Origin of the sequence: Commensalibacter oyaizuii, assembly GCF_029953265.1 — a bacterium.
Lineage (GTDB): Bacteria > Pseudomonadota > Alphaproteobacteria > Acetobacterales > Acetobacteraceae > Commensalibacter > Commensalibacter oyaizuii.
Window position 1 is genome coordinate 1,774,797 of record NZ_JASBAO010000001.1, and the last position, 12,389, is coordinate 1,787,185.

General features: G+C 31.5%; 9 protein-coding genes and 2 pseudogenes. 8 read left to right on the forward strand and 3 right to left on the reverse strand.

Annotated features, from left to right (window positions below):
* Positions 1-109 precede the first annotated feature (109 nt).
* Together QJV27_RS08005 and QJV27_RS08010 are read left to right on the forward strand one after the other, a co-directional pair.
* Positions 110-823: pseudogene (locus tag QJV27_RS08005) on the forward strand (IS6 family transposase).
* 545 nt (positions 824-1,368) lie between these two features.
* Complete coding sequence (locus tag QJV27_RS08010) at positions 1,369-4,437, forward strand: hypothetical protein (protein WP_281448409.1); 3,069 nt, start codon at positions 1,369-1,371, stop codon at positions 4,435-4,437.
* Positions 4,438-4,544: 107 nt separating this feature from the next.
* On the opposite strand, the gene QJV27_RS11165 is transcribed toward QJV27_RS08010, so the two are convergent.
* The 3 genes and pseudogenes from QJV27_RS11165 to QJV27_RS08020 all read right to left on the reverse strand — a co-directional run bounded on the left by QJV27_RS11165 (position 4,545) and on the right by QJV27_RS08020 (position 6,107).
* Entirely contained in the window at positions 4,545-4,817 is a 273-nt protein-coding gene (locus tag QJV27_RS11165; protein ID WP_456305223.1) for a hypothetical protein, read from the reverse strand.
* Positions 4,809-5,009: pseudogene (locus QJV27_RS11170) on the reverse strand (RepB family plasmid replication initiator protein); the annotation flags it as partial. The pseudogene QJV27_RS11170 and the gene QJV27_RS11165, both read right to left, overlap by 9 nt.
* A 687-nt stretch (positions 5,010-5,696) precedes the next feature.
* Positions 5,697-6,107 carry a hypothetical protein gene (locus QJV27_RS08020; protein WP_281448411.1) on the reverse strand — a complete coding sequence of 137 codons (411 nt, stop codon included), beginning with the start codon at positions 6,105-6,107 and terminating at the stop codon, positions 5,697-5,699.
* A gap of 716 nt (positions 6,108-6,823) precedes the next feature.
* Here QJV27_RS08020 and QJV27_RS08025 point away from each other — a divergent pair.
* The 6 genes from QJV27_RS08025 (at position 6,824) to QJV27_RS08050 (ending at position 12,386) form a co-directional block, all read left to right on the forward strand.
* Positions 6,824-7,054: an antitoxin gene (locus QJV27_RS08025; RefSeq protein WP_281448412.1), complete on the forward strand. Its 231-nt coding sequence runs from the start codon at positions 6,824-6,826 to the stop codon at positions 7,052-7,054.
* Positions 7,051-7,446, forward strand: a complete 396-nt coding sequence (vapC, locus tag QJV27_RS08030; protein ID WP_281448413.1) for a type II toxin-antitoxin system tRNA(fMet)-specific endonuclease VapC — start codon at positions 7,051-7,053, stop codon at positions 7,444-7,446. Before QJV27_RS08025 ends, vapC begins: the two co-directional genes overlap by 4 nt.
* Positions 7,447-7,649: 203 nt before the next feature.
* Positions 7,650-8,048: a type IIL restriction-modification enzyme MmeI gene (locus tag QJV27_RS08035; protein WP_346771200.1), complete on the forward strand. Its 399-nt coding sequence runs from the start codon at positions 7,650-7,652 to the stop codon at positions 8,046-8,048.
* A 40-nt stretch (positions 8,049-8,088) separates the two neighbouring features.
* Entirely contained in the window at positions 8,089-10,161 is a 2,073-nt protein-coding gene (locus tag QJV27_RS08040; RefSeq protein WP_346771201.1) for a DNA methyltransferase, read from the forward strand.
* Entirely contained in the window at positions 10,158-12,092 is a 1,935-nt protein-coding gene (locus tag QJV27_RS08045) for a DEAD/DEAH box helicase (RefSeq protein WP_281448416.1), read from the forward strand. Before QJV27_RS08040 ends, QJV27_RS08045 begins: the two co-directional genes overlap by 4 nt.
* 3 nt (positions 12,093-12,095) lie before the next feature.
* Positions 12,096-12,386 (forward strand): hypothetical protein, encoded by a 291-nt coding sequence (locus tag QJV27_RS08050; protein ID WP_281448417.1) that lies wholly within the window; start codon positions 12,096-12,098, stop codon positions 12,384-12,386.
* Positions 12,387-12,389: the final 3 nt, after the last annotated feature.

Genomic DNA, 12,389 nt, shown 5'->3' on the forward strand with positions numbered 1-12,389 from the left:
AGGGTATTACTACTGTTTTCGGCCTTGTTGCGAATATTATTTGTAACCTGTATTAAGGTAAAAAATACAAGATTCTGATAATATGCCTGCCTATTTTAGGGAGGTATAGATGCTAGAAAGATCAAAGAATAAATTATTTCATCGTACAAGAAATGATTTTAAAAGACGTCATTTTAATGGATTAATGATTGCCTAAGCGATTAATTGGTATTCACGCTACTCACTAAGCTATCGAGATATAGAAGATCTGTTTTCAGAGCGTGGAGTGAAATTTGATCACAGCGTGTTAAACCGTTGGATTTTCGTTATACCCCCTTCTTAGAAAAATGCTTGAGAGGATTTAGAAAGCCTCATTGCGGTGATGTTAGGGTTGATGAGACTCACGTTAAAGTAAAAGGTCAGTGGAAGTATCTATACAGAGCCATTGATAAAGCAGGTTCTGCGATTGACTTTTTGCTAACTGCTAAGAGAAATATCAAAGCAGCTCAGCGTTTCTTTAGAAAAGCCTTTAAAGAAGATGATCTGTTCGCTCCAACTCGTATCGGAACAGACAAAGCAACAATCTTTCCAAAAACCATATAAACCGTGAAGAATGGGACTATACTCCTTAATCACTGCTTTCATGAAACAAAGTAGTTCTTACAACAGGGAATAGAAAATGATCATTTTAGATTAAAGAGATCTATCCCAAGAAATGGGTGTTTTCAGTCTTTCCATACGGCAATGAAAATGCTTAGAGGATATGAGGCTATTCTTTGGATAAAAAAAAGAATTTGGCTTTAAAGGAAAATGGACCATCAATGAACAAATTAATCTTACCTAGAATATTTTTGGACTAAATAGCCAACTTCCTTGCTGACTCACCATTTCTATACCAAAATACAGCCTAATTTCAAATTCGCGACAAGACCCCCTGAGATCCTATTAGAAATTCAATCTTGGTGAAACTTTCAATTTTACGATATTTTGATTTTGTATATAATATTTAACTTCGTAAAATAATAAAGAAGTAGCTAGACTTTAGTTCGTAAGTAATTATTGACTTTTTTGTACAATTATGATATTATTGTTAATAGATTGGTGTTTTGGTGACTAAATATTTAGCGCATAAAATCATAAAACTCACCATTTCTATCAATAAATATTCTTGAATAATTTTAAACTGATAAATTGCTTGTTTTTAATTGATGAAATATTCATATCACAGGTAATTTATATCATTTTTTAGATTACATACGCATTTTTCTTAACGTCGTTCAGTATGCAGCTTGTCTTATTGTAAGCAAATAGGAACTTCAATTTTTTCAGTGTATTGCCTTTTTTTGCACAACAAATTTTATCAATTTATATATTTTTAGGTTAAATTAAATGAATTTAAAAGGAATATTATGGGCCAGCACAAGCTTAATATTAGCTTGTGCCAGTTTTATGCCGTCTTTTGTAAGAGCAGAAGATTATGTTAAAGCAAATCAAATTAACGCTGCGAATGGTGTCGCAGGATTAGATTCAAGTAAACGAGTTATAGCAGAAGAAGGTATGGTTTTATCGAAACCAATTGTTAGCGATACAAATACAATTACTAAAAGCATATTATTTAAAACAGCTGCTTATGATGGTAATAATCAAACCGTTTATATGTTTTATAATCCCATTCGTTCTAATAAAAAGCGTGAAATTTCTGAAAGTGAAAGTAATCGAATTGGTTATAATTACACTTTAGATCAAGACACTTTCTATTTTACAAATTTACGATATGGCAATAATTATAGGTTCGATGGCAAAGTAACAGCTAAAGAATTATTTGTTATTGATACTCCTGTTATGCCTGGTGGTTACGAAGCTGTTTCTCCATACAATATTACAAATAGGGAAAATGATAAAATTAACCTAATTACCCTTACAAAACAAGGAGAAGGGAATGTTGTTGGTTATGATTGGAATAATGTAAGACGAAATACTTTAATGATTGGTGGCAATGATCGCAATGCGATTGTTGGAATTAAAGCAAATTGTCAAAATACGTCCAGTGGAGACGAAGGAGGTTCTTGTTACCAGTTTATCGATATGTCCGGACCACAAATTGATCATCGTTCCGGTGCTGGAGGAACTGACGGTGTGAATATGGATATACGTTCATCAAATTCTTCACCAGTTGATGTTATAGGTGGAAATAAATTAGTTAAGAATGAAGATGGATCTTATATTGTAAAAGGAAATGATTTCTTTCTAGCAGAAAGTGTTAGTAGGGGTTCAAACAGCTTTAAAGTTAAAGGCATTTTCGGTTGTGGCTTAGCAGGAATGAATAGCTCTGGAAAAAGCAAATGCGTCGTAACTGGTATTAATGTTCTTGATAGAAGTGGGAATCTTATTAATCAAGAGGAAAATCCGATTGTTGTTATCCCCCAAGAATATGTGCCTTCCAACCAAATTAGCACAAACGGCGAAATTATGGACGATGGAATAACAACGGTTAAACTTCCAGATGGTTATACACTGAAAGATGAATTAACAACAAAGAATAATGTAAATATTAAATTCTATTCTGCTGATGGAAATGCGTATGCTGTTAAGTTTGAAAAAACAAGGGCTCTTATTTATCCTGCTTTATCAAAAGAAGAAGCTAATTTGATTCATCTGCGTATGGCTATTTGGACGAATTATGCAAAAAAAATGCAAGATACTGAGAGAGGGGGAAGTAAGACTTCTGAAGTAGATGTTCCAGATTATTATTATGGTTATAGTAGTAGTAATCCTTTAGCAACCATAAAAGATTCTAATAATCAATCTATAGGAACGATCCTAGCTATTGATGATGATGCTCTGCCAGGTGTGGCAGCTACACAACCAGGTTGGAGATCTTATTCAACGAAACAAGTGGATCTTGCTCCGGGTAACAATGAAGGAGACAAATTAGACTATCGTTTAACTTATTACTTAAACGGAGATCGAAGCAAAAATATATTTATTCACAATACAAACTATCATCATTATAGTCAGCCGACGTTATTTTTAGGATTGAGTGACAAAAATTTTAATATTTATACAGATCAAGCATACGTAAACGCTCCAGATTCAATTACGCGTAATTTTGATAATGAATGGGATTTTATGCTACATTCATCACGTGATGGTATGCTTGCATCTCACGGTTTGACCATGTCATGGGGCGTTTCATTGAGAGGAAACGAACATAACGGTCTATATAGTAATGATAGTTATATGTTAAATTTATCAGGTGCTGATTTAATGCCTCAAGGATTATTAATTAATGGCTTACAGCGTAATGGCGGTCAAGCTATAAGAACAGATGCTGGATTTGGCGTGTATAAATGGGCAGCCCCTATGCAAGAATTAGATAAAGCCGGTAAGGCTCAAACGATTGCAGCATTAGGTCAAGCAAAAACAAAAACAGGTTCGTATCAATTGTTATCTTATATGTCCAATGATTCAGATCAAGATCATCAATATACGGGTATAGATCCTACAAATAATTCATTACATTTTGGTTTAACTAAACTAAATATTGCGAAAATTGATGATGCGCATCCAAATGGTGATGATGGTATAACTTTAGAACAAAATACATCTCCGACTTGTGAAGGGTTAAACTTTGGAGCAAATAATTGTTCTGTATTGGGGCAAGTTATTTTTGATCCATTAGGATTTAAGGGGGGTGTTGCTTTGGGAATAGGTCAAGGTAAAAATACAAAATTGGGGATTATTGTCGATAAAGACAATAATATTACTTTGAATTCTCATATTATTAGTCCAATTTTTACATCATCAGCAGGATATATCGAAAACGAAAAAAGAGTAACTGGCCAAGGCACAATGCAAACATGGAATATGTTTTATCCTGGAAATGCTCATACTGAATTTACTAATATTGCTCCTTCTGGAGGTGGATTTGACTTTTATGATATGAGAACAAGCGATGTCATCAATACTAAAGACCTAGAAATATCTAATAATCTTTCAAAGACTCAACCCATATTTCGTGTTGGTAAAATCGAAACCTTTTTTGATGTAAAACCAACTATGAGAAAAGGGATGAATATTTCATCTTCATTGCCTATTTCATTTGAAACAGCTGCTTATGATGGTAACAATCAAATCGTTTATATGTTTTATAATCCTATTCGTTCTGATAAAAAGCGTGAAATTTCTGAACGTGAAAGTAATCGAATTGGTTATAATTACACTTTGGATCAGGATACTTTTTATTTTACGAATTTACGATATGGAAATAAATTTAAATTTGATGGAAGTGTCGGTATTACCGATACGCTTAGTGCTAAAAAAATAAGACTTCAATTATCAACCCCGTCATCATCATCAGAATCATGTGATGTTGGAGAATTTAAGGATGATATGAATTATCATTATGTTTGCGTAGCAACTAATAAGTGGAAGCGTGTTGCTCTGTCAGACTTCTAATCTATTACAGTATTTGAAATACTCTTAAGTTGCTCTACAGTGCATTTAGATCATTTTTATATAATTGTATGTAAAAGAATTTAAAAAGCATTGTATGAGCTTTAAAATTAGATTTTACACATATTAATGGCCTTGTCGCAAATTTCTTTAAAATCAAATTGTAATGATTTGACGTTTCGTCCAACTTTGATTGTTTGAGTAATCATTGTTAAATTACTTTTTTCGTTTAACTCTTTTATGGATGGTTGTATTACCCACTGATTAAATGATTTAAAAGTTTTATATTTGTCTTCTACTTCGAGTATAGAGCGTAATTTTGTAACAGTAATTGTACGTGATCCAATAATTTTAAATTGCCTAAGAAGTTCATAAACTCTTATACTATAACTACTTTTTAATGAAGATATATTTTTCAAAATAATGCTAGTAAACTGCCCTTTTAATTGAGTAAAGTAAGGCATAATAGAGTCTGAAAAAACGATTTTTACTTTACCTTCACCGTTAAAATATTTAGCTCCTTCTTGTATCCATCTTTCTGCTAATTTATCGACAGCCTCTTGTAACATTTCTTCAGCATGTTTTTTCCAATATTTGGAAAAGCATTAAGAAATTCTTGGGATGTTATTTGGAAAGTTTTGTTTATGTTTGTATCTTTAGGATTTAATTTATCTATACATATAAGTATAGTAAGCTGCTCTTACAATGTAAGCTTATAACTTGCTTCAATTAAGGCGTTAGCTTTGTAAACTATTAAATTAGTCAATTATATCCCTGAAAAGTATAAATTTTATTATAACCCTATACTTATGAAATTAAAACTTTTAATTCCATTATGATTGTTAGTATTACTCTCAAAGCCTATACCTATCTATAAATAATCAATTGAAAAAAACAATAAATATGTCCTTAGAACAAGAATAAAAATTTATAAAACATATTATAAAAGAAAAAAATTGCTGATAACTTTTTTCTAAAACGATATAAAATCTATTAAAAAACAGAGACATTTTATATTCATTAAAAATATAATAGTGAAAAGACATATAATACTAACATATTTAGTATTATATATCCCTTTAATAACATACAACTAATAACACCATACAATGAACTAATATTATTCAAACCAACCATCTAATACTTAGGAAGTCCTCTCTTAATTCTCAATTCCTTATCCATCCTTTGCCTTGCTCTTTTACCAATATTTCTTGTGGTGCCTGATCTTTTATCCCCAAGAATAATACCTTAATAGATATATTCTATACCTCTACCGTAAATATCGATATAATCTGGATGACATCCCTTAAAAAATAACTTAACGTTGGATTTTCTATAGTATCTGCAAGATAAACGGTTCTCTCATTAATAACTGTCATTTTTTCTAATAGTGATTTTACTTCAGCAACAATCTCATCTTCATACCCCTCAGAAATATAAATCGCTAAGTGAACATGAATATTATGCTGTCCATCAATAACATCACAACCTTCTCCATCAATACAGTTCTCAAAAACCCAAGCAAAGGTAGGTCCAATAGCTTCTTTATGTTTGGATGATGATAATAACCACCGAGTAAGTTGCCTTTTAAGTTTAAGAAAAGCAGCATTAATTTGTAATACTGGAATATCTGTCTTACTAAAATTAATGGTTATAAAATAATTCAAAGGCAAATGAATATACTCTGCAACTTTAGCTGCGTAATAAAGTGTTTGGGCACCCTTCTTGCCAATATAAGCAGTAGTCTTCGTATAAATTATATCCCTTTGTTATGATAATGTTAATTGATCTCCTTTCGAACGCACAAAATCACAAAAATTAGACACAGAACGAGTGTAAACACAGGGTTCTGATTAATTTATTGATAAAATTGCACGGGTAATTTTTAAATCTCTATAATCACAACTTAAACATAGTTAATTTATATTTTAGATAACTAAATCAAGCTACATTTATAGCTTATTGATATTCGTATATCACGTCAATAAAATATATAAAAATCAATAGCTTATTAAAAATAAATAACAAAAAATAACTTGACAAATTCATTATTCGTGGTAATAGATATGACTTATAAAGTGTAATCTTTTAATTTAATTATCTTCATAAAATATTTCTAAATACTATTTAATAAGATTGACCTATTAATACCCATTTAAATAGCTCTAGGTTTGTCGTAGAACGTTGTTAAATACTTCTCGGGACCCTACCTAAAAATCTTATAACACATAAGAGATGCCTTCTGAAGGCTTTATGTACGTGTTAAAAAAATAATAGAAAATCAAAATAAACAAAATCCTCTCATTACGAATGAGAATTTTTTATTAGCTGTAAGTAGAATGTTAATTATGATATATATCTATAGTATATACTATAGGGGATTATTGACATGCAAATAGCAAAAATATTTCAAAATGGCAGAAGTCAAGTTGTTAGACTACCTAAAGAATTTCGTTTTAACGAAGATGAGGTCATCGTAAAAGCATTTGGAAATGGTGTATTATTATTACCTAAAGAAAATCCGTGGCTATTAATGCAAGAAGCTGTCAACGAGTTTGAAGGTGACTTTCAATTGATAAGGGAACCTCAAGCAGATCAAACCCGTGAGGAGATAAAGTGATTTATTTACTGGATACGAATATTTGTATTTATATCATTAACAATAAACCACCTCATGTTTTTGAAAAATTTAAACAATATCAATTGGGACAGTTAGGGATTTCCAGTATTACAGCTTCAGAGCTTGCTTTTGGTGTTGAAAAGTCTGGATCACAAAGAAATAAACAAGCCTTAAATAAATTTTTAGCACCTTTGGAAATCTTTCCCTATGACGAACAAGCTATCTGGCATTATGCTCAGTTAAGGCATCAACTACAATCGACAGGACAACCTATTGGAAGTTTAGATATGCTAATTGCTGCTCACGCTCTAGCATTGAAGGTAACATTGGTTACCAATAATGTTAAAGAGTTCGATAGAGTAAAAGGATTAATGGTAGAAAATTGGGTTTAATATTTTAAAATGAAAATTTATGTATAATGAATATTGTGCAGATTGAAGATTTAGTTAAACATTTGGTAAAAAATGTTTTGAATAAAACTATATCATCAAAAGATTTTATTTACGATTTTCTTCTGGCCTATGGGCATCGTAATTAATCTATTACACGCTTACGTTCAGGTGAACGAAATTTAGCTGAAGACAAAGAAAATTCAATTTTTTGGAAACGACAATTATATTTTAAGATTTCAAATCAAGAAGACTTACATAGTCTTATTGAGCAAATGAAACAAGAAAAACGAACAAAAACCAATAAGATACGTTTTTTGATCGTTACTGATTTTAAAATCATTCTGGCTATAGATATCAAAACACAAGATACATTGGATATTCATTTTGTCGATTTAGCAAAGAAATTTGATTTTTTCTTACCTTGGGCTGGTATAGAAAAAGCTGTATATCAAGGGGAAAACCCTGCTGATGTTAAAGCTGCAGAAAAATTAGCAAAGCTATTTGACGAAATTAAATCTGATAATTTTAATGAAGATGACTTAAAAAATAAAGAAAAATTACATCGCCTTAATATTTTCTTATCTCGACTGTTATTTTGCTGATGATACTGAAATTTTTAAGGACAAACAGTTCACTTCGGCAATATCAAAGAGCAATGAAGACGGATCAGATTTATCAGCTTTAATTGGTCGATTATTTAAAGTGTTAAACCAATCTGTTGAAGATCGTGAAACAGATTTACCTGACTACCTAGCAGAATTTCCGTATGTAAATGGTGGTTTGTTTAAAGATGATATTCAAGTTCCAAAATTTACTCGTAAATCACGTAGGATTTTAATTGAGTGTGGTGCGGAATTAGATTGGTCTGATATTAACCCTGATATTTTTGGTTCTATGTTCCAAGCGGTTGTTCACACTGAACAGCGTAGCACGATGGGACAGCATTATACTTCAGTACCCAATATTATGAAGGTGATAGAACCTTTATTCTTAAATGATCTTTATGAAGAATTAGAAAAAAACCAAGACAGTATTAACAAGCTATTAAAATTACAGCAACGTTTAGGGAAAATTAAAATTTTTGACCCTGCATGTGGTTCAGGGAACTTTCTTATTATTGCGTATAAAGAGCTTCGTACATTTGAAACGGAGCTTCTGAAACGTATTCAAGAGTTAGAGCTCGAAAAAACAGGTCAATTTTCAAAGCCATTTTCAGTGATTCAAGTTTCTCAATTTTATGGAATTGAAATTGATGATTTTGCACATGAAATGGCTATTCTTTCACTTTGGTTAGCAGAACACCAAATGAATTTGATATTTAAGTTCGAGTTTGGCTATACCGCTGCATCATTACCATTAAAGGAAAAAGGCAACATCATATGTGCTAATGCACTGAGAATTGATTGGGAGGAGTTATTTAAAATTCAAAAAAATGAAAATATATATCTTTTAGGCAACCCTCCTTTTGTTAACTATAGTGACCGAAATTCTTCTCAAAAAGAGGACATGGAGAATGTTCTTAGCCCTCTAGGAAGTGTAATGAGATTAGATTATGTAGCGTGCTGGTTTAAAAAAGGAATTGATTTTGTATCAAGCTTTAAAGACTCATTATTAGCATTTGTATCAACTAATTCAATTTGCCAAGGTGAACAAGTACAACTTCTGTGGCCTTATCTTGACCAAAAAAAATGCATTATTAATTTCGCATACCAAACTTTTAAATGGACTAATAATGCAAGACCAAAAGCTGGTGTTTCATGTGTTGTGATTGGAATAAAAAAGCAAGCTAATCAGTGTTTTATCTATAATAGTGATGGTCTTATTATCAAAGCTAATTATATTAACCATTATTTGGAGCCTGATAAGAATGTAAGTATTGTAAAGCAGAAAAAATCAATATCTAATTTACCTGAAATGATTTTAGGAAGTAGTCCAATTGATGGTGGTTATTTGACACTTTCAGAAGAAGAAAAGGAAAATATAATAAATATTGATAAAGAATCAATTACTTACATAAAACCATTTATTGGTGGGGCTGACTTTATAGATGGTATTAAAAGATATTGTATATGGATAGACGATGATAAAATTGAAGATGCTCTATCCATAATTCCAATAAATCAACGTGTACAAGAATGTAAAAACTGGAGAATGCATGCAGGAAGAGATGCCCAAAAGGGTATAAATATTCCACATAGATTCTTTTATAGAAAATTTCAGCCAAACAAGGTTGCCATAGTGTTACTTATGACTAGCTCCGAGAGAAGAGAGTATTTTCCTGTAGGTTTAATTTCAGAAAATATAATTCCAAGTAACGGTGTATTAGTAATATATGACTATGAACCATACATATTCTCAATTTTATCTTACAAAATGCATATGCTATGGGCTAAAAGTATAATAGGCAAACTTGAAAGTCGTATTAGGTATTCAAATACGCTTACTTATAATACTTTTCCAATTCCAAAATTAACTACAGTCGATGTAGATAACCTTAATATTGCTGCATTCAATATTCTAGAAGCAAGGGAAAAGTTTAGTCATCAAGTATTAGCCGATTTATACGATCCAGATACTATGCCGATAGAACTTAAAGAAGCACATTTAAAAAATGATGTAATAATCGAAAATCTATATGCCAAGCAAGAATTTCAAAATGATGATCAGCGTATTGAAGCTATGTTTGATTTATATTCAAAAATGGTAAAAAAATGAAAAATATTATCGAAGTAAATTACCAACAAACTGGGGAAAGCACCTCAATCAATAATATGGGAATGCGAGCTATGCAAGCTCGTGCCTTCGAATCTCGTAATAGTCAGTATTTACTCTTAAAAGCTCCTCCTGCATCTGGTAAGTCTCGTGCATTAATGTTTTTGGGATTAGATAAGATACATAATCAAGGATTGAGCAAAGTTATTGTTACAGTTCCAGAGCGATCTATTGGAAGTTCATTTGCAAACAATAAGCTAACAGAGAATGGTTTTTTTGCAGATTGGGATATCAAACCAGAAAATAATCTGTGTGCTGCTAGTGGCAACAAAAGTAAAGTAAAAGCTTTTAAGCGCTTCATGGAAGGCTCAGATCAAATATTAGTGTGTACCCATGCTACGTTAAGATTTGTTTTTGAAGAACTTGAAGATCATGTATTTAATAACACATTAATTGCAATTGATGAATTTCATCATATTTCAGCAGATGCAGATAATATTTTAGGTAATGTACTTAAATCTTTGATGGACAATACTACTGCCCATATTATCGCAATGACTGGTTCATATTTCCGTGGAGATAGTGTTCCTGTAATTACTCCTGAATATGAAGCGAAGTTTAATAAAGTATCCTTCAACTATTACGAACAACTCAATGGCTATACTTATTTAAAGTCTTTAGGTATTGGTTATCATTTCTATAAAGGACGTTATTTTACTAAAGATGATGAAGGGCATATCGCTCTTGAACAGGTATTGGACACGAATAAGAAGACAATCATTCATATACCAAATGTAAATTCAGGTGAATCGACTAAAGATAAATATGATGAAGTTGATGCCATTCTTGAAATTATTGGTGAGTTTATTGCTAAAGATCCAGATACTGGAATTATTACCGTTAAACGCACAACAGATGGAAAGTTATTAAAAGTAGCTGACTTAGTTGAAGAAGATGGGCGTGATAAGGTGTTAGAATATCTACGGAATATTCAAAATATAGATGATCTTGACCTCATTATCGCTCTTGGAATGGCAAAAGAAGGATTTGACTGGCAGTTCTGTGAACACGCTTTAACAATTGGTTGTCGTGGCTCTTTGACTGAAATTGTGCAAATTATTGGACGTTGTACACGAGATAGTTCAAATAAATCACATGCACAATTTACTAATCTTATAGCACAACCTGATGCTCAGGATGATGAAGTAAAATATGCAGTAAACAATATGCTGAAAGCAATTACAGCTTCTTTATTAATGGAGCAGATACTTGCACCAAACTTTAAGTTTAAAACCAAACGTGATGATGAGGATATTGTCTCACCAGGAATTCTCACGATTAAAGGTTTTAAAGAACCAAGTACAGCAAAAGCAAAAGCGATTATCGAAAATGATCTTGTGGATCTAAAAGCAGCTATCCTTCAAGATGACAAAGTAATTGCAGGTTCAGCAGGTAAGGTCGAGCCAGAAATAGTCAATAAAGTGCTTATTCCAAAAATTATTCAAACTAAATATCCTGATTTAACAAAAACAGAACTTGAGGAAATAAGCCAATATTTAGTTGCTGATTCAGTAATTAGTGCAGCAGAAATAAAAGATGTTGGTGATAAGAAATTTGTTCGTATGGCAGATAAATTTATTAATATAGATGATTTGAATATCGATCTAATTCAGTCTATTAATCCATTCCAAAAGGCATTTGAGATTCTATCAAAGGATGTCACAGTAAATGTGCTTAAATTAATTAAAGAATCAATTGAGGCTACAAAAATAAGCATGTCTAAGGAAGAAGCGTTTGAGTTGTGGCCTAAGTTAAAATCTTTTAAAAATCAATTTAATCGTGAACCTAGTCTAGAGTCAAACAACTTAATTGAGAAGCGATTAGCTGAATGCTTAATCTATATTCGTGAACAACGTAGACGTGCTGGAGTGTAATATATGGAGGAAGATTTTAACTGGCTTCGTCAGTTGATTGCTGATGATGATTTAGGACTTTTAAAAGTTAAAAAAAAGACTTCTACTTTAACTATTGATGAACAATTAGTCTCTAAATTTAACGAAATTAATAGTTTTGTAACACAGTATGGACGAGAACCGACTAAAAATATGACTAATATTACTGAGTATATGCTTGCTAGTCGCTTAGAGGCTATTAAGATAAATCCTGAACAATATATGGCTTTAGCTGATTATGATGAACATAACTTACTTCCAGAGCATCAGGATTAAAAT